Source organism: Methylobacterium sp. Leaf125, assembly GCF_001423085.1.
In the GTDB taxonomy this organism is placed as follows: domain Bacteria; phylum Pseudomonadota; class Alphaproteobacteria; order Rhizobiales; family Beijerinckiaceae; genus Methylobacterium.
In genome coordinates this window covers 76,617-96,619 of the sequence record NZ_LMNU01000005.1, presented here as the reverse complement: position 1 = coordinate 96,619, position 20,003 = coordinate 76,617, and the positions used below count along the sequence as shown (strand labels likewise).

Here is a 20,003-nt window from a genome sequence, read left to right as displayed (position 1 = left end):
CCCGATGAGCGAGACGCCGTCCGATCCTGATTTCGACCGGGCTCCGCCTCCGAGCGGTGAGACGGTCCGGCTCTCGCCCCTGGTCCGGCGGCGGATCGCACCGAACGGCGGACCGTTCACGGCCACCGGGACCTGCAGCTACCTCGTCGGCGACGAGGCCGTCGCCATCATCGATCCCGGCCCGGCGGACGAGGCGCACATCGCGGCGCTCGTCGCGGCCTGCGCCGGGGCACCCGTGACGGCCATCCTGGTGACCCATACCCACCGGGATCACTCGCCGGGCGCCCGGCTGCTCCAGGCCCGCACGGGAGCGCCGATCCTCGGCTGCGGTCCGCACCGGGCGGCGCGCAGCCTGGGCGCGGGCGAGATCGCCCCGCTCGATGCCAGCGCCGACCGGGACCATGTCCCCGACCGGGCCTTGCGCACGGGCGACACCGTCGCGGGGCCGGGCTGGACCCTGGAGGCCCTGGAGACCCCGGGCCATACCATGAACCACCTCGCCTTCGCCCTACAGGAGGAAGCGGCCCTGTTCTCGGGCGACCACGTCATGGCGTGGTCGACCACCATCGTGGCGCCCCCCGACGGCGCGATGCGCGCCTACATGGCGTCCCTCGAGGCCCTGCGCGACCGCGACGAGACGATCTACTGGCCGGGTCACGGCGGACCGGTCCGCGATCCGCGCCGCTTCGTGCGGGGCCTCGCCACCCACCGCCGTCAGCGCGAGAGCGCGATCCGCCACCGCCTGGAGGCGGGCGACCGGGACATCCGCGCCATCGTCGCGTCGATCTACCAGGGCCTGAGCCCCGCCCTGCGCGGGGCGGCGGCCCTGTCGGTCTTCGCCCACCTCGAGGATCTGGTGGAACGCGGGATGGTGCGGAGCGACGGCCCGCCCCGGCTCGACAGCCGCTACAGGCCGGCCTGACGCCCGTTCACTTCACCGCGATGGCGAGGTTGGCGACTTCGTCCAGGTAGGCCCGGATGCGGTCGGCGTTGCTGCCGAGGTCCCGCGTCCCGAGGCGCGAGGCGGAGCGGACATCGATGCGGGCCCCGTCCGCCCGCGGATGGACCCGCACGGTGACGTCATCCGCAAGGTTGAGGATGGGACCGCGCGACACCGCCTCGATGCGGCCGTTCCCGACACGGCCGCCAGGGCGGATCGCCTCGACGATCTGCCAGCGGCGGTTCACGGCCGCCTTGCGCGCGAGCTCGAAGGCCTCGTCGGCATCGAGGTCGAGGGTCAGCGGCGCGATCTGCGGATAGGCCGCGCGCTGGGCGGTCCGGGCGGCGGGGCCCGGATCGGGCGGATAGCGGCCATCGCGGGCGGCGAAGGCGGTGCGGGAGCGCGAGAAGGCCGGGGGATTGTCGGTGTCGGTCGTCACGTCCGCGATCGCCGGAAGCCTCACGGCCCGCAGGGCGGCGTAGGCCGGATAGGCGAGGACGAGGCTCGCCAGGAACAGGCCCGCCAGGGCCGCCCCGAGGCCCCGCGCACCTTCGCGCCAGACCCGCACGAAGGCGATGAGAGCGAGGAGCACCGCGGCGACCGCCAGCATGAGACCGGCGCCGAGGGTCGCCAGGGCCGGGCCGGCCTCGGCGCGCGGATCGCGCACCAGCAGGAGGGCGAACAGGCTGACGAGGAGCGCCAGCACCGCAACGGTCCGCGAGACCGGGCCGGCGCGGGTGATCGGATCTTCGTAGGGCAGACGACGCATGCTGTGACGAGATTCGCTGTCCGGAAGATCCGCGGGGCCGTGCGTTGGGAGCTTTACCGGTCCGCGCTCCCCGGCGCCACCCGGGCCGTGCATCGCGAAGCTTCCGGGAGTGGCGCCGTCTCTGCTATAGCCGCCCGACGATGCCCGCGCCCCCACCCACTCCGATGCCCGCCGAGGCTGCCGATCCTCTGCGGGTCTGGTTTCGCTTCATCCGCCTCAACCGGCGGGTGACCGCGGCGATGGCCGGGGAATTGCGCGGATTGGGCTTGTCGATCCCGCAATTCGATGCCCTCTCGACCCTCACCGAGCGCGAAGGCATGACGCAGCAGGACCTCGCGGCGCGGCTCTACGTCACCAAGGGCAACGTCTCCGGGCTGATCGATCGTCTCGTCGAAGCCGGCCTCGTCGAGCGTCGTCCGATCCCGGGCGACCGGCGCTCGCACGCCCTCTACCTCACCGCCGCGGGAGCGGACCTCGCCACGCGGGGGATCGTGGCGCAGAAGGCGTACGTGGCCCGCACCCTCGGCCAGTTGCCGGCGCAGGACATCGCGGATTTCGAGCGCCTCGTGCTGCGGTGGCGCGATCTGGCCCGGGAGCAGCCGGTCACGGGCGAAGCCGGCGAGGGTCTGTCAGGCTCATCCTGAGCCGGACAGACCGTCGATCCCTGCCTTGACGTTTGTCGTATCGGGCGAACCGGTTCTCGCTGATCCCGGACACACGCTAGAGCCCGAGGAGCGCCGGCAGGTCCGCCGCCGAGTCGAGGATGACGTCGGCCAGGGGGGCCATCGCGTCCCGGGCCGCGGGGCCCAGCGGGCCGCTCAGCACCGCGATCGCGATCGCCCCGGCGGCGCGGGCGGCCATGAGGTCGTAGGGCGAATCCCCCACCATGGCGATCCGGTTCGCGGGCCATCCGAGGGAGTCGGCGAAGGCGGTGACCATTCCGGGCTGCGGCTTGGCGCCATGACCGGAATCATAGCCCACCACGAAGGCGCAGTGCGACGCGAGGCCGAGGGCGGCGCATTGGGCCCGCGCCGAGGCCTCGGCGTCGTTGGTGGCGATCCCGAGGGCGAAACCGCCGGCGACGAGGCATGCGGCGAGGTCCGACGGTGACCCGATCGGCGTGAGCGCCGCGAGGCCGGCCGCGCGGAACAGCGCGTCCATCTCGGCGTAGAGCGCTGGGCCGGCGGGCCGGTCCAGGACCTCGGCCCAGAGGGGGCCGTAGCCGGCCGAGGAGCCGGCGATGAGCGGCGAGGTCGGCGCGAAGCGCTGGCCGACCTCGTCGTAGTGGCTCACCCGCATGAGGGCCTCGAGCCGCGACCGGTCGCCCCCCGACAGCGCGGTCATCACCGAATAGGCGGCCGGTCCCCAGGTCCGGTCGAAATCCACCAGCGTCCCGTCCTTGTCGAACAGGATGCCGCGGATCGTCGTTCCCAGGGTCTCAGGCCGCATCGCGGACCTTCTCGACCTCGATAACCACGCCCTGCGGGGTCATGCGCTCGCGCGCTACCATGCGGTCACCCGGCTCGAAGGCGCCGAGAGGCACGTCGCGGTCGGGCAGCACCACGGTGGTGGTCTTGTTCAGATGGACCAGGACGTGGCGTTTCTGGGCCAGGGACGACACGGCCCAGCGCTTGAGCTGGCCGTAATAGGGTTCGCGCCGCCAGGCATTCGGCTGGCCTGGATCCACCTGCACGTTCATGTGCCGCGAGACCGGGTCGAGGCTCAGCACCATCTTGGCGCGTTCGGGCTTCCATTCCGGGCCGAGCCAGGCTTCGGTCATCCAGAGGCAGTGGAAGGCACGGCAATGATCGGGCCGGGTCGCGTGGATGGCGCAGCCCCGACCCTGCTTGGTGTGCCGGCACCATTGCCCGGCAACGGACTCCACCGCCGGCACGTCGTAGACCTTGCAGCAGAGGGTGCAGGTTCCGCAGGCGCGGCCGGGGGCGGGGTGGGCCACGATGGTTGCGGGGTCGAGCATGGGTTCGGGTCCGGTTGCGACGACGCGCGGGTTTCTACGGCGGGCGCCCCTCGTTACAGTCTCGCACCCATGTCGGCCATCAGCCAACCGTCAGGCAAAAATATGCTCTCGAACCTCGCGACCCGCGACGTCGAAACCCTGATCCATCCCTACACCAACCTGGAGACCTTTCGCGAGACGGGTCCGCTGGTCATCGAGCGTGGCCACGGGGTCTGGGTCTACGACAGCGACGGCCGACCCTATCTCGAGGGCATGGCCGGGCTGTGGTGCACGGCGCTCGGCTATTCCAACGAGGAGCTGGTGGAAGCGGCCAGCGAGCAGATGTCGCGCCTGCCCTTCACGCACCTGTTTTCGGGGCGGAGTCACGACCCGGCGATCGAGCTGGCCGAGACCCTGAAGGAGCTCATGCCGGTGCCGACCTCGAAGATCTTCTTCACCTCGTCGGGGTCCGAGGCCAACGATACCCAGGTCAAGCTGACCTGGTACATGAACAACGCGCTCGGCCGACCGCGCAAGAAGAAGATCCTCTCGCACATCAAGGGCTACCACGGCGTCACGGTGGCCACCGCCTCGATGACCGGCCTGCCCGCCAACCACGCCGACTGGGACCTGCCGCTGCCGGGATTCCTGCATGTGGGCTGCCCGCACCATTACCGCTTCGGGCAGGAGGGGGAGAGCGAGGAGGCCTTCACCACCCGCCTCGCCGCCGAGCTGGAGGCGGTGATCCTCCACGAGGGCCCCGAGACCGTCGCAGCCTTCGTGGCCGAGCCGGTGCTCGGTGCCGGCGGTGCCATCCTCCCGCCCGCGGGCTACTACGCCAAGATCCAGGCCGTGCTCGACCGGCACGACGTGCGCTTCATTGCCGACGAGGTGATCTGCGGGTTCGGGCGGCTCGGCACCTGGTTCGGATCCGAGGCGATGGGTATGCGGCCCGACAGCCTCTCCTTCGCCAAGGCACTGACCTCCGGCTACCTCCCGCTCGGCGGCATCTCCGTCGACGAGCCGCTCTACCGCCTGATGGTGCAGCAGAGCGCCAAGCTCGGGACCTTCGGGCACGGCACCACCTATTCGGGGCACCCCGTCGCCTGCGCGGTCGCCCTCAAGACCATCGCGATCTACAAGCGCGACCGCATCGTCGAGGGGGTCGCCGAGAAAGCGCCGCAGTTCCAGGCGCGCCTGGCGGCCCTCGGCGATCATCCCCTCGTGGGTGAGGCGCGCGGGATCGGACTCATCGGCGGCATCGAGCTCGTGGCCGACAAGGCGTCCCGGCGGCAATACGAACCGAAGGCCGGTGTGGCGGCTCGGGTGGTCGCCTTCGCCCAGGCCGAGGGGCTGATCGTGCGTTTCCTCGCCGGGGACCGCGTCGCGGTTTGCCCGCCCCTGGTGATCGCACCGTCCGAGATCGACACCCTGTTCGATCGCCTGACGCGCGCCCTCGACCGGACTGCGGCCTGGATCGCCGAGCAGAAGCTCGAGGCCGCGCCGCTCCGCGAAGCGTGAGGGTCGAGACGGCACTGCGAAGGTCTTCTTCGCAGTGCATGATGTCTTTTGCGCCGCAAAACTGTCGCTGCTTAAGTGTTGTGGAGCTCGGTAAGCGTCTTGATTTGCGCTTTGGTCGAGGGATCGTGAGCGCCTTAAGCTTTCATTCAGGTCGGCCGCGGCTGTATGGTCTTCACGTCGCTCGACAGGCGTCCGGGTCAAACCATTGGGTGCCCGCGAGACGTTCATCGCTCAGGATTCAGCACGAGACCCTGACCGAAGCTGTCGAGCACAACAGGACACTGGTGATATGCATCCGCACCAACAGACTTCAGGCACCGCTCGACGCTCCGATCGCTCGACCATCATCGTCGATCATCAGGCCGAGACGTTCCGGCCCGTTGCGCTTCCGGCCCTGGCGGCGGCCGTGCAGGCCGTGTCCACGGCGCAGAAGTTGGCCCGGACGGGGCTCCTGAGCGGCACACGCTCGGCGCGCTTCGAGCACGAGGACACGCCCCTCTCCTGACCGACCGGGGTGGGTTGCGTCGCCGGGCGCGAATCCACCGCAGCGGTCTTCCTTCTTCGACGCCGCGGGCCTATCCGTCACCGCGCCTGCGGCACGCTCCTCGCTTTCGTCATCTTTTGTGGCGAGAGGGACGCACCGCGCCTGTCGCGCGACCGAGGAGCCTGACCATGCTGATCCTGCCGAGCCGCCGGCAGTTCCTGACCGGGCTCGGGGCGAGTGCGGGTGTCGTCGGGTCGACGGGCGTCTACGCCTTCGGCATCGAGCCGCTCTACCGGCTCGTCGTCACGCCCTACGCGCCTGTCCTTCCGAACTGGACCCCCGGCTTGTCCCTGCGCGTGGCCGTGCTGGCCGACTTCCATGTCGGCGAGCCGTTCATGCCCCTCGACCGGATCGCCGAGATCGTCGACACCACCAATGCGCTGAAGCCCGATCTCATCCTGATGCTGGGGGACTACCCGGCCGGACCGAACGTCACCTACCGGAAGGTCCCGCTGACGGACTTCGCCCGGGTGGTGTCGGGGCTCCGCGCCCCCCTCGGCGTCTACTCGATCCTCGGCAACCATGATTGGTGGGACGACAAGCAGGCGCAGGCACGCCGCGACGGACCCGTGGAGGCGCAGCGGGCGCTGGAGGGGGTCGGGATTCCCGTCATGGAGAACGACGCCCTGCGTCTCGTGAAGGACGGCAAGCCGTTCTGGATCGCGGGCGTCGGCGACCAGATCCCGTTCCTCGTGGACGATGACGCGGGTGGGCGCGACGACCTGCCGGGCACGCTCGCGAAGGTGACCGATTCCGCGCCCGTGCTCCTGATGATCCACGAGCCGGACCTGTTCCTCGACGTGCCGGACCGCGTGTCCCTGACCCTCGCGGGCCATACCCATGGCGGACAGGTTCGCCTGTTCGGCTACTCGCCGGCCATTGCGGCGATCCACGGCAACAACGATTTCGCCTACGGCCACGTGGTCCGGAAAGGCCGCCAGATGATCGTCTCGGGCGGGTTCGGCGTCAGCCGCATCCCGGTGCGCCTGGGGGTGCCGCCGGAGATCGTCCTGCTGAACCTCGGCAGTGCGTCCGATCCGGCGGGCAAGACCGTCCAGGGAACCGGGCACGCCCAGGGCTGAAGGGTCCTCGGCCGCAACCCGGCGCGGGCTTGACCCGCACCGGTGCCCTGCGGGCCTACTTCTTGCCGGCTTTCGGCGCGGCCACCACCGTCCCCTTGGTCGAGGGCGCCGCCGCGATCGTCTTCGTCACCGGCTTCTTGGGCTTCTTCGCCTCGCGACTTCCACGCTTCTGTTCAGTCGCCATGACCTGTCTCCTCCCGGTTGTGGGTGCGGGATCATGGCACCGTTCCGGGAATAGGCCACCGGAATGTTTCGCGACGCCGGCCCGGTCGGATACCGGGCCGGTCCCCGCCCTCAGAGCGGGATGTTGTCGTGCTTCTTCCAGGGCTGCTCCATCTCCTTGGTGCGCAGCATGCTGAGGGCGCGGGCGATGCGCTTGCGCGTCGAGTGCGGCATGATCACCTCGTCGATGTAGCCCCGCTCGGCGGCCACGAACGGCGAGAGGAAGCGGTCCTCGTACTCGCTGGTGCGCTCGGCGATCTTCTGCGCATCGCCGATCTCGCTGCGGAAGATGATCTCCACGGCGCCCTTGGCCCCCATCACGGCGATCTGCGCGGTCGGCCAGGCGTAGTTGAGGTCGGCACCCACGTGCTTGGACGCCATCACGTCGTAGGCCCCGCCGAAGGCCTTGCGGGTGATGATGGTCACCAGGGGCACGGTGGCCTGGGAGTAGGCGAAGAGCAGCTTGGCGCCGTGCTTGATCAGGCCGCCGTATTCCTGCGCGGTGCCCGGCAGGAAGCCCGGCACGTCCACGAAGGTGACGATCGGGATCGAGAACGCGTCGCAGAAGCGCACGAAGCGGGCCGCCTTGCGGGAGGCGTCCGAATCGAGCACGCCGGCCAGAACCATCGGCTGGTTGGCCACGAAGCCGACGGTCCGGCCTTCGATGCGTCCGAAGCCCGTCATGATGTTGCGGGCGTAGGTCGCCTGGATCTCGAAGACGTCGCCCTCGTCGGCCACGCGCCGGATCAGCTCGCCCATGTCGTAGGGCTTGTTCGGGTTGTCCGGGATGAGCGTGTCGAGGCTCAGGTCGAGGCGCAGCGGATCGTCGAAGCTCTCGATCTCCGGCACGCCGTCGATGTTGTTGGCGGGCAGGAAGTCGACCAGGCGGCGGACCTGCAGCAGGGCCTCGACGTCGTTCTCGAACGAGCCGTCGGCGATGGAGGACTTGGTCGTGTGGACCTTGGCGCCGCCGAGTTCTTCCGCGGTCACGACTTCGTTGGTGACCGTCTTCACCACGTCGGGGCCGGTCACGAACATGTAGCTCGTGTCGCGCACCATGAAGATGAAGTCGGTCATGGCCGGCGAATAGACGTCGCCGCCCGCACAGGGGCCCATGATGACCGAGATCTGCGGGATGACGCCCGACGCGGCGACGTTGCGGCGGAAGACCTCGCCGTAACCGCCGAGCGCCGCGACACCCTCCTGGATACGGGCGCCGCCGGCATCGAAGATGCCGATGATCGGCGCGCGCATCTTCAGCGCCATGTCCTGGACCTTGACGATCTTGGCCGCGTGCGCCTCGGACAGGGAGCCGCCGAACACCGTGAAGTCCTTGGAGAACAGGAAGACGGTGCGCCCGTTGATGGTGCCCCAGCCCGTGACCACGCCGTCGCCGGGGATCTTCTGCTTCTCCATGCCGAAATCGGTGGAGCGGTGCTGCACGAACATGTCGAACTCCTCGAACGACCCGTGGTCGAGGAGGAGCTCGATGCGCTCGCGCGCGGTCAGCTTGCCGCGCTTGTGCTGGGCCACGACGCGGTTCTCGCCGCCGCCGAGGCGGGCCTGGGCGCGCCGCTCTTCCAGCTTCTCGAGAATGTCCTTCATGCGCGCCCAGCCCTGGTTGGAGAGATCCCGTCGCGTTCCGCACGAACCTTGGCGGTCGCGATTTGAACCGGCCTTAGCACGCGGCGCTTTCCGCGAAAATCGATTTAACGGCTCAATTGTGCCAACTGGGCCGCGGCCTCGAACTCGGCTTGCCGAACGGCGTGGCGCGCCTCGGCTTCCGCGTCACGGCCCCAGACGCTCGCCTGATACGCCTCGTCGACATGGGCCGCCGTCCAGGCGTCGGTCGGACCGACCTGACCCCGCAACACCGCGAGGGCGAGGACGAGCGATCCGCTCAGGGTGGTCAGCGTGTGGAGGGCGGCCAGCCGGAAAGGACCTTCGGTCTCTTCGATCGCCCGGCGCAGGGCCGCCACGGTGGTGTCCGGCTGGGTGACGTGCATCACGCCCTCGCCCAGGATGAAGCGCGCGCCGAGATCCCGGTGGGCCCAGTCGAGGATCGGGTCCCAGGCCTCGGCCTGGGCGCGCACGAGGCGCTCGGGATCGCCGGCGCGATACGCCAGCAGGTCGGTGCCCGCGTAGGCCGAGAGGTCGTCGATGACCGCCTCGCGGCGCGGCGCGACCCCGTCGATGGCGGTGTTGGCGAGCCGCGTCAGGGGCATGGTGGCGGGGTCGATGACCGCGACCTGCGCCGCCCACTCGGCGGCCACGGCCTCCGCGAGGGCGCGCGTCGGCAGGGCGAGGGGATTGCGCGCCGGCGTGTTCGCCGGGCGCCCGTCGAGGGTCAGCCGGAAGCCGTCGCCATGCGGGGCGAGGCCGGCCTCCGCGTAGAACCGCTGGGGCAAGGCGGGCTTGCCCGGGCCGCGCGCCGCGCGGGTCGGATCGGGCTGGGCGGGGGGCTCGGGCGCACCGAGCCAATCGGGTTTGGAAGCGTCGCTCATGTCCTGCAGATAGGGCATCGCGGCGCGGGCTGCGAGACGCCTCGCCTCTCCGCTTCCGTCTCGCGTCTTGGATCTCGGGTCTCGCGCCTTGGGTCGCGGGCCTCGCGCCCGGTCAGGCCCGAATCGCCGCCCCGGCCTGCGGATCGCCGGAGAAGAGGGCCCCGAGCTCCTCCGCGGTGTCGACGACGATGGAGGCGCCGGCACCGAACAGCGCACCGACGGGATGGTAGCCCCAGGCCACGCCCACGGCAGCGGCCCCGGCATTGATCGCCATCGTCATGTCGTAGGTGGTGTCGCCGATCATCACGGTGGCGTCCGGCGCGATGCCGGTCTCCGCCATCGCCTGGAGCAGCATGGCCGGATCGGGCTTGGAGGGCGCGTCGTCGGCGCTCTGGGTCGTGGCGAACCAGCCCCCCCAGCCGTGGGTCTCGATCAGGCGATCGACCCCGCGCCGCGCCTTGCCGGTGGCGATCCCGAGTTGCACGTCGTCGCGCGCGTGCAGGCGCGTGAGCAGCGCTTCCATGCCGGGGAACAGCGGCTCCTCGAAGCTCGGGTCGAGGCGCAGGATGTTGAAGGCGCGCTTGTAGCTCTCGGACAGGCCCTCGATCGGGCCGTCGTCCCCGACCAGGCGGCGGAAGGCCTGCGGCAGGGACAGGCCGACCACCGAGAGCGACTCCATCCGGCTCGGCGCCGTCAGGCCATGCTCGGCGAAGGCCACGCCCTGCGCGGCCACGATGAGGTGCTGGCTGTCGACGAGGGTTCCGTCGACGTCGAAGACGATGAGCTTCACGGGTGCGGACTCGTGCTGTGAGCGGCCTTCCTCACGGCTGTCGGGTGCTCTGGGGCTGACCGTTTCGGGGACGATCATAGCCGAGCTTGCACCGGACGAGGAACCGACGCCGGGCCCCGCCGCGCAGACCGCGCGTGTGCGAGATGCGGTTGCAGGCTGCGTAGGATCGCCGCCGGGGCCGGCCGACCTGCGCCGCGCCACGGCCACCGGCCGTCCCCACGGCCTGGCTGGCGCCCGCCGGCCGCGAGCCCTGCCCCTGCGCGCCTGACCCTTGCCCCTGCGCGCCCGACCCTTGGGGCTGGGCGGCGGGCGCCGAGGGCGGCAGCGGTCCCGAATTCGGCGGCGTCCCCTGCGGCGGGGGCGATGCCGGCGCCTGGGCCGACGGCGGCGCCTTGGTCTGGGCGGGCGGCGTGGCCTGTGCGGTCGCGGCGGTGCTGAGCGTGCTGCCAGCGCCGATCGCCGTGAGTGCCAGGAGGGCGAAGCCGATCGCCGGCGTCAGGATCGTGTCTCGATGCATCGTGGCGCGACGGTCCTTGGCCGGTGGCAACGCGCCCGCCGGGATGGATCAGGAGGATAAGGTAAGGCGGGCGCTTGCCAAGGTGCAACCGTGGCGGCCCTCCCCCTCGTCCTCTGGCGAGGTGCCGCACCTCCCGGAGGTGGGCGCGGGCCTCAGGCTTCCGGCGCCTCCACGATGGGATCGTAGCGGGACGCGTCGAACCCGAGCAGGTTCCAGCTCTGCACCATATGCGGCGGAAGCGGGGCCGTGACGTCCACGGGCTGGCCCGTGCGCGGGTGCGGGATCACGATTCTGCGGGCGAGCAGGTGCAACCGGTTCTGAATGCCGCCGGGCAGCTCCCAGTTCTCGATGCTGAAATATTTCGGGTCGCCCACGATGGGGTGCCCGATATGGGCGGCGTGGGCGCGCAACTGGTGGGTGCGCCCGGTCACCGGCTTCAGGGAGAGCCAGGACAGCTTCTGCGCCGCGTTGTCGACCATGGCGTAATACGTCAGGGCGTGGGCGGCGCCCTCATCGCCGTGCTTGGCGACCCGCATGCGCGCATCCGCGTCCGTGGGCTCCTCCTTCGCGAGGTAGGTCGAGATCCGGCCCTGCGCCACCCGCGGCACGCCGGCCGTCAGGGCCCAGTAGACCTTGCGGGCCGAGCGCGACCGGAAGCTCTTGGCCAGCGTCGCGGCGGCCAGCCGCGTCTTGGCCACGATGAGGCAGCCCGCCGTGTCCTTGTCGAGGCGGTGTACGAGGCGCGGCTTCTGGCCGTCCTTGCCCGTCAGCGCCTCCAGGAGACCGTCCACGTGGCGCACGGTGCCGGAGCCGCCCTGCACCGCGAGGCCGAAGGGCTTGTTCAGGATCATCATCTCGGCATCCTCGTAGAGGATGAGCGAGCGGATGAAATCGGCGTCGGTGGCGTCCTTCGCGGCCGAGCGGGGGCGCTCGCCCTGGGCCTCGAGCTTGAGCGGCGGCACGCGCACGCTCATGCCCGGCTCGAGCCGGTCGTTGGGTTTGGCACGCTTGCCGTCGACCCGGAGTTCGCCCTTGCGCACGATGCTCTGGACGCGGGTGAACGGAAGCTGGGGAAAACGCGTGGTGAGGAAGCGGTCGATCCGCATCCCGGCCTCGTCCTCCTCCACCGTGAGGGTCTGGACGCCGGAGGCCAGGGTGGCGGAGGCGGCCGCGCGCTGCTCGCGCCGGGTCGGTCCCTCCGGCACCGGCGTGGTCGCGCGCGGGCCCGCGCCCGGGCGACGGGCCGGCGCGCCACCGGCCGGTGCCGGCCGCTCGGCGCGGGTGCGCGGGGCACGCCGGGGGGCTTCGTCAGGTTTCTCGAAGCCGTCCTGCGCGAAGCCGTCACGTTCGAAGCCGTCAGGGGACCCGGTCTCGCGGTCCCGGGCCTCCTGACCGGGGCGCCAGGGCGCATGCTTGGCCGCGGCATCTCCGCGGGCCTGCGCTGCCCGCTGGGCGGCATCGAGGGCGCTGGTGCGCGGCCCCGTGCGCTCGCGGTCCGGCCGCTTGAAGGCGCCTGGCTTGCCGGGCCGGCCGGGGCGGCCAGGAGCAGCGCCGCGCCCGGTGCCGGCGCCCGGGCCTTTGCCGGCTCCCTTGCGCCCGGAGCCGCCGCGTGAAGGTGGTCGTGTGGTCATGGCGTGCTCGTAACACCCGACGGCGCCACCACAAAGGGCGCACGGCGCGTGTCGCCCGTTCGCGCCGATGTTTCGGCCCTTCCCGGCGGCGTCAGGCTGCGCGTCGCGCCGCTTCGAGGGTCAGCCCGGTGCCCACGGAGCCGAAGGTGTCGCCATCGACCACCCGGGCGTTCGGGACGCCGGCGGTCAGGGCGGCGCGGACATGCGGCAGGCCGGTGGAGCCCCCGGTGAGGAACAGGGCGTCGATCCGGTCGGCCGTCAGGCCGGCCTGCGCGAGGCACCTTTCGATCCGCTCGGCGATCCGTCGCGCGAGCGCGTCCGTCTGGACCATGAGGCCCTGCCGGTCGATCTCGGCCTCGAGGCCCGCCTCGACCCAGTCCAGGTCGATCCGGCCCTGGCCCGCTTCCGAGGTCGCGATCTTGGCGCCTTCCACCTCCATCGCCAGGGAATGCCCGCGCTCGGCTTCGACGACGGTGTGCAGCCGCGCCAGCAGGTCGGGACGCTGCGCGTCGCGGCGAACCTCCTCGATCTCGCGCAGGGTCTTGGCATTGTAGAGCCGGTTGATGCTCGACCAGGTGGCGAGGTCGTGGAAATAGCCCGTGGGGACATCGATATCGCCCCGCGTCATCGGGCTGCCGAGGCCGAGCAGCGGCATCACCGTGCCGAGGCTCAACCGGCGGTCGAAGTCGGTCCCGCCGATGCGCACCCCATCGTTGGCCAGGATATCGCCGCTGCGATCGGGCCGCGCATGACGCTCCGGCGAGAGGCGCACGATGGAGAAGTCCGACGTGCCACCGCCGATATCCGCGATGAGGGCGATCTCCTCCGCGCGGACCTGCTGCTCGTAATCGAGGGCGGCCGCGATCGGCTCGAATTGGAACGAGACGTGGCGGAATCCGATGCCGGTGGCGATCGCGCGAAGGGCGTCCTCGGCGCGGGCATCGCCCTCCGGATCGCCGTCGACGAAGTGAACCGGCCGGCCGTGGACGACCGTGTCGAGGGCGCGGCCCGCCTCAGCCTCCGCCCGCGTCTTCACGGCTGCGAGGTAGCGCGCGATGACGTCGCGGAACTTGATGCGCTCGCGCCCGACCGGGGTCGTCTCCTCCAGGAGGGACGAGCCCAGCACCGACTTGAGGCTCCGCATCAACCGGCCCGGCGTGCCCTCGAGGTACTCGGCCATGGCGGCACGACCGACGAAGGGCGCCTGCCCCGGTGGGAAGAAGATCGCGCTGGGGATCGTGACGTGGCGCCCCTCCAGGGGCACGAGCTGCGGGCGCTGTCCGGTGACGAGGCCAAGGGTGGTGTTCGAGGTGCCGAAATCGAGGCCGCAGGCCGCCATGAGGATCTCCGGACATCAGGTCCGCTGAGGTAAGGGGCCGTCGGCCTACAGGCTGACCCGCTTCCGGTCCACCATCCTGCACGCGCGGAGCCCCGGGCCGGGGCGGATCGCGGCGCGCTGCAACGGTTGGACCGCGCGACTTTTCGACCCCCGCGAGATCGCCACGCATTCGGGCAGCCCGCAGCGGCGGTGCGGATCGTCAGACCGCCCCCTCGCCGAGATACCGGAGCCGCAGGTGATCCATGAAGTCTTGCGCGCCGAGGGGTTTGCCGGTGGCGGCGGTGAGCAGGTCATCGGTCTCGAGCAGGGAGCCGCGGGCGTGGACGGCGTCGCGCAGCCAACCGCGCAGGGCCGTGAAATCGCCGCGGGTCAGATCGGCCGGGACGCTCGGCACCTGTTCCCGCGCCGCGCGGAACAGCTGCGCCGCCGCCATCGCGCCGAGGGTGTAGGTCGGGAAGTAGCCGAAGCTTCCGCTCGGCCAGTGGATGTCCTGGAGGCAGCCCTGCCGGTCGTCGGGGACGGTGAGGCCGAGGAGATCGTGCAGGCCGTCGTTGAAGGCGCCGGGCAGGTCGGAGACGGCGAGATCGCCCGCGATCATCGCGGTCTCGAGGGCGTAGCGCAGGAGGATGTGGGCCGGATAGGTGACCTCGTCCGCATCCACCCGGATGAAGCCCGGCGCCACCCGCGTGTAGCACCGGTACAGGTTCCGGGCGCTCCAGGCGGGGCCTTCCCGGCCGAAGGTCTCCGCCAGGATCGGCGCGAGATAGGCGCAGAACGCCTCCGAGCGACAGGCCTGCATCTCCACTAGCAGCGACTGGCTCTCATGCAGGGTCATGCCGCGGGCGGTCCCCACCGGCTGGTGATGCCACGCGGCGGGCAGGCCCTGTTCGTAGAGGGCGTGGCCGGTCTCGTGCAGCACGCCCATCAGGGCGCTGGTGGCATCGGCGTCATCGTAGCGGGTGGTGATCCGCACATCGTCCGTGGCGCCGCCGCAGAAGGGGTGAAGGCTGACATCGAGCCTGCCCCGCTCGAAATCGAAGCCGACGGCGCGCATCAGCCGTTCGCCGACCGCCCTCTGACCCGCCACCGGAAATGGGCCGGTCAGCGGCAGCGGGGCCGGCTCCCGCGCCTGGCGCGCGTGGGCCGCCGCGATCAGGTCCGGCAACGCGGCGCGCAGCTGGGCGAACAGCGGGTCGATCGTCCCGCGGCGCATCCCGGGATCGTAGCCGTCGAGGAGGGCATCGTACGGATCGAGGCCGAGGGCGGAGCCCTTCGCCACGCCGACCTCCCGCTGCAGGCGCAGGGTCTCGCCCAGTGCCGGCGCCAGCATCGCGAAATCGGCGCGCGCCCGCGCCTCGCGCCAGATCATGCCCGAGTGCGAGGACGCTTTCGAGCTCGCGGCGACGAGATCGGCCGGGACCGCGGCGGCGTGGAGATAGGCCCGGCGCATCTCACGCAGGTTCGCCCGTTCCCACGGCCCGAGGCTCGCGGCGTCGTCGAGGGACCGGGCGATCAGGTCGCCGGTCTCCGCGGCCGTCAGGATCTCGTGGCCGATGACCGCGAGGTGCGCGAGCTGCTCGGCCCGCATGTCGGCCGCCCCGGCGGGCATCAGCGTCTGGCGGTCCCAGTGGAGAAGCCCTGCGGCGTCACCGAGGGCGCCGAGGCGCGCGAAGCGGGCGGAGAGGATCGCGTAGGCCTGCATGCTGGCTCGAAGGGTCCTGTCGGATCGCGGCGCGGGCACGACACGGTGCCGGCCGGCCGCGGGAAAACGGGTCTGGGGCGTCACGCGCCGGACGGCCCGCGGCGCGAATCCCACCATGGCGGCCCCCAGGTTGCAAGGCCGGCGCGCGCGATCGGGTCGTCCCGAAGCCCGACCGGCGCTGGGCAGCGCACACCCCGCAAGACTTGGTCCTCGCAAGACTTGTCCCTCGCGAGATTTGCTTTCTTGCGCGCCGGTGCAGATTCGCCGCGGGTCGAAGCAGTTAAGACGATGTTAGCGGAATCGATCCAGTCTGAGCGATATGGATACCTTGCCCTTTCCACAGAGCCACGACTCCGCTGTGTTCGACTTCAGCGAATTCCCGCTGGCGCCGAACGGCGTGGTCCCCGGGGCGACCTTGGTCACGCCACCGGCGAATCTGGACGCAACCACGACCGGGTCGCAGCCCAATCCCCTCCTCCGCAAGCTCCTTCCCTGGATCGGCGCGCAGGTCGCCGCGGCCATCGGCCTCGGCACCTGTCTGGCGCAGGCGATGCCCCCCGTCGCCGCGAAGCCGCTCCTGACCAACGAGGCGGCCTTCGCCTTGCGCCTGGGCGAGGCGGCGGAGTTCACCGGACCGGTCCCGAGCGCCATCCGGGACGGCTTTCATCTCCGCCTCGGCGCGGACGACTAGGCGCCCGCCGCCGGCGCGCGCGGTTCGCGAACCTTCGGCGGGCGGGACGGGAGGGTCAGGCCTCGTCGGTGCGTCGCTGCCGACGCAAGGCCTCCCAATGGGCCAGCCGCTCGGTGTAGCGCTGCTCCATGCCGCGATCCGTGGGCGCGTAGAAACGCTGGCGCCCGAGCTTTTCCGGCCAGTAATCCTGGCCCGAGAAGGCGTCGGGCTCGTCGTGATCGTAGCGATAGCCCTCGCCGTAGCCGATCTTCCGCATCAGCTTCGTCGAGCCGTTGAGGATGGTGCGGGGCGGCGGCAGCGAGCCGTGTTCCTTCGCGATCCGCGTCGCGGCCTTGTAGGCGTTGTAGACCGCGTTCGATTTCGGGGCGCAGGCGAGGTAGACCGTCACCTGGGCGAGCGCCAGTTCCCCCTCCGGCGAGCCGAGGAAGTCGAAGGCGTCCTTGGCGGCGGTCGCCACCACCAGGGCCTGCGGGTCGGCCAGCCCGATATCCTCCACCGCCATGCGCACGAGGCGGCGGGCGATGAACAGGCGGTCCTCGCCGCCATCGAGCATCCGGCAGAGATAGTAGAGCGCCGCGTCCGGGTCGGAGCCGCGCACCGTCTTATGCAGGGCGCTGATGAGGTTGTAGTGCCCCTCCTGGGACTTGTCGTAGATCGGCGCCCGCCGCTGGATGATCGCCTGCAGCTGTTCGGCATCGAAGATCTCGCCGGGCTTGGCCGAGCGCCAGACCTCCTCGGCCAGGGTCAGCGCGGCGCGCCCGTCCCCGTCGGCCATGCGGACCAGAACGCCCCGCGCCTCCACGTCGAGGGGAAGCGGTTGCCCGGTCAGGGCCTCCGCCCGCAGCAGCAGCTTGGCGATGGCCGCGTCGTCGAGCGCGCGGAACAGGAGGACGCGGGCGCGCGACAGGAGTGCGGCGTTCAGCTCGAAGGAGGGGTTCTCCGTGGTGGCGCCGACCAGCGTCACCGTGCCGTCCTCCATCACGGGCAGGAAGGCGTCGAGCTGCGCCCGGTTGAAGCGGTGGATCTCGTCGACGAAGAGCAGGGTGCCCCGCCCCATGGCCCGGCGCCCGCGCGCTGCGTCGAACACCTTCCGGAGTTCGGCGATGCCTGAGAAGATCGCCGAGATCTGCTCGAAATGCAGGTCGGTCTCGTGCGCCAGCAGCCGCGCCACGGTGGTCTTGCCGGTGCCCGGGGGCCCCCAGAACACCAGCGAGCCGAAGGAGCGGGCGTTGAGGAGCCGGGTCAGGGCCCCGTCGGGCCCGGTCAGGTGCTCCTGCCCGACGACCTCCGCCAGGGTTTTCGGACGCAGGGCATCGGCGAGGGGGCGGGGGGCGGCGTTTGCCAAGCCGGCCGAGGCGAACAGATCGGACATCGGCGCATCAAAGACGCGGGTGACGCCGCTTAGCAACCGAGCCTTCGCACCTGTCACCAACGATCCGGCGCATGTCGCTGCGCGGTGCTCCGCCTTCGTCCGAAACACCCGCTGGAAACGGACTTCTGATGAGGGTCGACTACAGGCGAAGGGACGATGGCCGTTGGTCGTGCCGCAGCACCTCCCCGGACACTTCGGGATCGAGGTCGCCGAAGGTGTTGTAGAGGTCTTCCACGGCGGCGAGTTGCGCGATTACCGTCTCGTGGAGCCTGATGTCGTGCGCGGCGATCGCCGAGAAGAGCGTATCGGCCGCCAGACCGAGCTCGCCCGCCGCGATGAACGAGCGGATGTCCGTCGCATCGTGGTCGCTTAGTTCGCTCTCGATGGCCTGGAGGATCCGGGCGAGAATCGCGGCTTTTGGCTGAAGGGCGTCGCTCATGACGGAGCACCAACCTGTCTAGAGAGGAAATCCCGTGATGACCCGGCCGTTCCGGTCGACGACCACCCTGACCTGAACACCCGATTGCACCCCTTCGACGATCAGGCGGCCCTGGTAACTCGGCCGCTTGGGAAGCGTCGGATCCAGAGCGATCTCGGAAATCCTATCAAGGATCGTCTGATCCGACCATGAGCCTGGAAAGTGCGACTTTCCGGGATGTCCGGTTCGCGGTGAGTGGCCGCCCCCGTTCGTGTCCCCGTGGAGGATATGAGCGGCGCGTTCCGCCGTGACGTTCGAGGGCAGCCTGAGTGACACGCCCATCTCCGGCATCCGGCGTCCGAGACGCGACGCACCGATCTCAACTTTCGGTTGTGATTAGCGTCTTGCGCACGCCGAGGCAAGCGGCTGGCGTGAGGCGATGCGCTTCGGACGTGCTAGCCCCCGAACATTGAGGTCATGACCTCGCCGCCGCGGTTGATCGAGACCTCCCACATGTTGAGGCTGTTGCGGGTGATCCGCTCGAGGTCCTTCGTGGTGGCGACGGGCAGGCCGTTGATGGCCACGATCATGTCGCCCTTCTGCAGGCCGGCCCGCGCGGCGATCGAGCCCTCGTCGACGCTGGCGACGGCGACGCCGTCCGCGGGGAAATCGGCCTGCAGCTCCTCCGCCACGGCGGGTGACGTGTTCATCAGGGTGGCGCCCAGGAAGGGCGAGCGGGTCCGCACCTTGAGGGTCTCGCGCGGACGCGTCTCCGGCGCGGGGCTGAGCTTCACCGAGACGGTGGAGCGCCCGGTGCCGCGCAGGATGCCGAACTGGGTCTGGCCGCTGAGCCCCTTCAGGGCGAAGCGGTAGCCGAAGGCTTCCGGATCGTCGACGCTCTTGCCGTCCACCGTGAGGATGAGGTCGCCGCGCTTGAGGCCGGCCTCCTCCGCCGGGCTCTTGGCCTGGAGGCTGGCCACCAGCACGCCGGTGGGATGATCGAGGCCCATGCTCTCGGCGATATCGGGCGTCACGCTCTGCACGCGCGCGCCGAGCCAGGGGCGCCGCACGGCGGTGGCTCCACCCTTGGCGGTCTCCACCACGGCGCGGACCATGCTGGCGGGAATGGCGAAGCCGATGCCGTGGCTGCCGCCCGATTGCGAGTAGATCGCGGTGTTGATCCCGACCAACTGGCCCTGGAGGTTGACCAGGGCACCACCGGAATTGCCCGGATTGATGGCCGCATCGGTCTGGATGAAGAACTGGTAGTCGGAGGAGCCGACCTGCGTGCGCGCCAGCGCCGAGACGATGCCCTGCGTCACCGTCTGGCCGACCCCGAACGGGTTGCCGATCGCCATCACGAAGTCGCCGACCTCGAGGGACTCGGAATCGCCGAAGGCCATCGGGATCAGCCCGCCGGACGGGCTCTTGATCTTGACCACGGCGAGATCGGTGCGGGGGTCGCGCAGCACGATGGTGGCCTCGAACTCGCGCCGGTCGGCGAGCGCGATGCGCACCTCGTTCATGTTCTCGATGACGTGGTTGTTGGTGATGACGAGGCCGGATTCATCGACGATCACCCCGGAGCCGAGGGACTTCTGGGCGCGTTCGCCCGGCGCGCCGCCGCGCCCGCGGCCCCCGCCATTGTCGCCGAAGAAGCGCCGCATGAACTCGTCCATGGCGCTGCGGCTCTGGCCCCGCGTGTCCACGTGCGAGGCGTAGACGTTCACCACGGAGGGGGCGGCCCGCTTCACCACGGGAGCGAAGGAGAGCTGCACCTGGCCCTTGGCGAGGGGGACGACCTTGTCGGGCGTGCCTGGCTCGGGGACCGCCGGCGACTTCATCATCTGCGCCGTGGCAGGCGCGGCGGCGAGCGTCGCGGTCAGCAGCGGAACGAGCAGAAGGAGGGTGCGCGGCATGAGGGACGTGCGCGGCATGGAAACTCCCGGAACGAGGGCGCGGCGCCCTGCCCCGGTCTGGGACGGCGCCGCGACGGATTCCGGG

20 protein-coding genes are annotated in these 20,003 nt (G+C 70.7%); 6 read left to right on the top strand and 14 right to left on the bottom strand.

Translation table 11 applies throughout. The features are described from left to right. Positions 1-4 precede the first annotated feature (4 nt). Positions 5-922, top strand: coding sequence for an MBL fold metallo-hydrolase (locus ASF58_RS08595; RefSeq protein ID WP_055950389.1), 918 nt, complete (start codon positions 5-7; stop codon positions 920-922). A gap of 7 nt (positions 923-929) precedes the next feature. Here the strand turns inward: ASF58_RS08595 and ASF58_RS08590 are convergent, their stop codons facing one another. Continuing rightward, on the bottom strand, positions 930-1,709 hold the full coding sequence (locus ASF58_RS08590) for a DUF1499 domain-containing protein (protein WP_055950386.1): 780 nt from the start codon (positions 1,707-1,709) through the stop codon (positions 930-932). A 164-nt stretch (positions 1,710-1,873) separates the two neighbouring features. Here ASF58_RS08590 and ASF58_RS08585 point away from each other — a divergent pair, with 164 nt between their 5' ends. Then, complete coding sequence (locus ASF58_RS08585) at positions 1,874-2,353, top strand: MarR family transcriptional regulator (protein WP_244477236.1); 480 nt, start codon at positions 1,874-1,876, stop codon at positions 2,351-2,353. 76 nt (positions 2,354-2,429) lie between these two features. On the opposite strand, the gene ASF58_RS08580 is transcribed toward ASF58_RS08585, so the two are convergent. Together ASF58_RS08580 and ASF58_RS08575 are read right to left on the bottom strand one after the other, a co-directional pair. After that, positions 2,430-3,158 carry an HAD-IA family hydrolase gene (locus ASF58_RS08580; RefSeq protein WP_055950380.1) on the bottom strand — a complete coding sequence of 243 codons (729 nt, stop codon included), beginning with the start codon at positions 3,156-3,158 and terminating at the stop codon, positions 2,430-2,432. Then, positions 3,148-3,687: a hypothetical protein gene (locus ASF58_RS08575; RefSeq protein WP_055950377.1), complete on the bottom strand. Its 540-nt coding sequence runs from the start codon at positions 3,685-3,687 to the stop codon at positions 3,148-3,150. The genes ASF58_RS08580 and ASF58_RS08575 overlap by 11 nt, the downstream gene beginning before the upstream one ends. A 102-nt stretch (positions 3,688-3,789) precedes the next feature. Here ASF58_RS08575 and ASF58_RS08570 point away from each other — a divergent pair, with 102 nt between their 5' ends. From ASF58_RS08570 to ASF58_RS08560, 3 genes are all read left to right on the top strand, one after another. Further along, positions 3,790-5,187 (top strand): aminotransferase, encoded by a 1,398-nt coding sequence (locus tag ASF58_RS08570; RefSeq protein WP_055950374.1) that lies wholly within the window; start codon positions 3,790-3,792, stop codon positions 5,185-5,187. 289 nt (positions 5,188-5,476) lie between these two features. Next, entirely contained in the window at positions 5,477-5,692 is a 216-nt protein-coding gene (locus tag ASF58_RS08565) for a hypothetical protein (RefSeq protein ID WP_055950371.1), read from the top strand. Positions 5,693-5,859: 167 nt separating this feature from the next. Continuing rightward, entirely contained in the window at positions 5,860-6,813 is a 954-nt protein-coding gene (locus ASF58_RS08560; RefSeq protein WP_055950368.1) for a metallophosphoesterase, read from the top strand. A 55-nt stretch (positions 6,814-6,868) separates the two neighbouring features. Here the strand turns inward: ASF58_RS08560 and ASF58_RS27435 are convergent, their stop codons facing one another. From ASF58_RS27435 to ASF58_RS08525, 8 genes are all read right to left on the bottom strand, one after another. Then, complete coding sequence (locus tag ASF58_RS27435; protein WP_277996193.1) at positions 6,869-6,997, bottom strand: hypothetical protein; 129 nt, start codon at positions 6,995-6,997, stop codon at positions 6,869-6,871. A 110-nt stretch (positions 6,998-7,107) separates the two neighbouring features. Next, positions 7,108-8,640 carry an acyl-CoA carboxylase subunit beta gene (locus tag ASF58_RS08555; RefSeq protein WP_055950365.1) on the bottom strand — a complete coding sequence of 511 codons (1,533 nt, stop codon included), beginning with the start codon at positions 8,638-8,640 and terminating at the stop codon, positions 7,108-7,110. Between the two features lie 104 nt (positions 8,641-8,744). Further along, complete coding sequence (locus ASF58_RS08550; RefSeq protein WP_055950441.1) at positions 8,745-9,539, bottom strand: ATP12 family protein; 795 nt, start codon at positions 9,537-9,539, stop codon at positions 8,745-8,747. 112 nt (positions 9,540-9,651) lie between these two features. Next, positions 9,652-10,329 (bottom strand): HAD-IA family hydrolase, encoded by a 678-nt coding sequence (locus ASF58_RS08545; RefSeq protein WP_055950362.1) that lies wholly within the window; start codon positions 10,327-10,329, stop codon positions 9,652-9,654. A gap of 31 nt (positions 10,330-10,360) precedes the next feature. Beyond that, positions 10,361-10,846: a hypothetical protein gene (locus tag ASF58_RS08540; protein ID WP_055950359.1), complete on the bottom strand. Its 486-nt coding sequence runs from the start codon at positions 10,844-10,846 to the stop codon at positions 10,361-10,363. A gap of 152 nt (positions 10,847-10,998) precedes the next feature. Beyond that, entirely contained in the window at positions 10,999-12,477 is a 1,479-nt protein-coding gene (locus ASF58_RS08535; RefSeq protein WP_055950353.1) for an RluA family pseudouridine synthase, read from the bottom strand. Positions 12,478-12,568: 91 nt separating this feature from the next. Then, a complete protein-coding gene (locus ASF58_RS08530) occupies positions 12,569-13,816 on the bottom strand; it encodes an Hsp70 family protein (protein ID WP_055950348.1) in 1,248 nt (415 codons plus the stop codon). A 199-nt stretch (positions 13,817-14,015) separates the two neighbouring features. Next, the gene (locus ASF58_RS08525) at positions 14,016-15,518 is read right to left on the bottom strand and encodes a carboxypeptidase M32 (RefSeq protein WP_055950346.1); all 1,503 of its coding nucleotides are present in this window, start codon (positions 15,516-15,518) and stop codon (positions 14,016-14,018) included. 358 nt (positions 15,519-15,876) lie between these two features. Between ASF58_RS08525 and ASF58_RS08520 the strand changes: the two genes are divergently transcribed. Beyond that, positions 15,877-16,209, top strand: coding sequence for a hypothetical protein (locus ASF58_RS08520; RefSeq protein ID WP_055950343.1), 333 nt, complete (start codon positions 15,877-15,879; stop codon positions 16,207-16,209). Between the two features lie 55 nt (positions 16,210-16,264). On the opposite strand, the gene ASF58_RS08515 is transcribed toward ASF58_RS08520, so the two are convergent. The 3 genes from ASF58_RS08515 to ASF58_RS08500 form a co-directional block, all read right to left on the bottom strand. Beyond that, positions 16,265-17,581: a replication-associated recombination protein A gene (locus tag ASF58_RS08515; RefSeq protein WP_055950341.1), complete on the bottom strand. Its 1,317-nt coding sequence runs from the start codon at positions 17,579-17,581 to the stop codon at positions 16,265-16,267. A 139-nt stretch (positions 17,582-17,720) separates the two neighbouring features. Beyond that, positions 17,721-18,020 (bottom strand): hypothetical protein, encoded by a 300-nt coding sequence (locus ASF58_RS08510; RefSeq protein WP_055950340.1) that lies wholly within the window; start codon positions 18,018-18,020, stop codon positions 17,721-17,723. 434 nt (positions 18,021-18,454) lie between these two features. Then, entirely contained in the window at positions 18,455-19,918 is a 1,464-nt protein-coding gene (locus tag ASF58_RS08500; protein ID WP_055950438.1) for a Do family serine endopeptidase, read from the bottom strand. Positions 19,919-20,003 lie beyond the last annotated feature (85 nt).

Coding starts and splice junctions, on each gene's coding strand:
- ASF58_RS08595 (WP_055950389.1), top strand. CDS start 5: ATGAGCGAGACGCCGTCCGATCCTGATTTCGACCGGGCTCCGCCTCCG.
- ASF58_RS08590 (WP_055950386.1), bottom strand. CDS start 1,709: ATGCGTCGTCTGCCCTACGAAGATCCGATCACCCGCGCCGGCCCGGTC.
- ASF58_RS08585 (WP_244477236.1), top strand. CDS start 1,874: ATGCCCGCCGAGGCTGCCGATCCTCTGCGGGTCTGGTTTCGCTTCATC.
- ASF58_RS08580 (WP_055950380.1), bottom strand. CDS start 3,158: ATGCGGCCTGAGACCCTGGGAACGACGATCCGCGGCATCCTGTTCGAC.
- ASF58_RS08575 (WP_055950377.1), bottom strand. CDS start 3,687: ATGCTCGACCCCGCAACCATCGTGGCCCACCCCGCCCCCGGCCGCGCC.
- ASF58_RS08570 (WP_055950374.1), top strand. CDS start 3,790: ATGCTCTCGAACCTCGCGACCCGCGACGTCGAAACCCTGATCCATCCC.
- ASF58_RS08565 (WP_055950371.1), top strand. CDS start 5,477: ATGCATCCGCACCAACAGACTTCAGGCACCGCTCGACGCTCCGATCGC.
- ASF58_RS08560 (WP_055950368.1), top strand. CDS start 5,860: ATGCTGATCCTGCCGAGCCGCCGGCAGTTCCTGACCGGGCTCGGGGCG.
- ASF58_RS27435 (WP_277996193.1), bottom strand. CDS start 6,997: ATGGCGACTGAACAGAAGCGTGGAAGTCGCGAGGCGAAGAAGCCCAAG.
- ASF58_RS08555 (WP_055950365.1), bottom strand. CDS start 8,640: ATGAAGGACATTCTCGAGAAGCTGGAAGAGCGGCGCGCCCAGGCCCGC.
- ASF58_RS08550 (WP_055950441.1), bottom strand. CDS start 9,539: ATGAGCGACGCTTCCAAACCCGATTGGCTCGGTGCGCCCGAGCCCCCC.
- ASF58_RS08540 (WP_055950359.1), bottom strand. CDS start 10,846: ATGCATCGAGACACGATCCTGACGCCGGCGATCGGCTTCGCCCTCCTG.
- ASF58_RS08535 (WP_055950353.1), bottom strand. CDS start 12,477: ATGACCACACGACCACCTTCACGCGGCGGCTCCGGGCGCAAGGGAGCC.
- ASF58_RS08530 (WP_055950348.1), bottom strand. CDS start 13,816: ATGGCGGCCTGCGGCCTCGATTTCGGCACCTCGAACACCACCCTTGGC.
- ASF58_RS08525 (WP_055950346.1), bottom strand. CDS start 15,518: ATGCAGGCCTACGCGATCCTCTCCGCCCGCTTCGCGCGCCTCGGCGCC.
- ASF58_RS08515 (WP_055950341.1), bottom strand. CDS start 17,581: ATGTCCGATCTGTTCGCCTCGGCCGGCTTGGCAAACGCCGCCCCCCGC.
- ASF58_RS08510 (WP_055950340.1), bottom strand. CDS start 18,020: ATGAGCGACGCCCTTCAGCCAAAAGCCGCGATTCTCGCCCGGATCCTC.
- ASF58_RS08500 (WP_055950438.1), bottom strand. CDS start 19,918: ATGCCGCGCACCCTCCTTCTGCTCGTTCCGCTGCTGACCGCGACGCTC.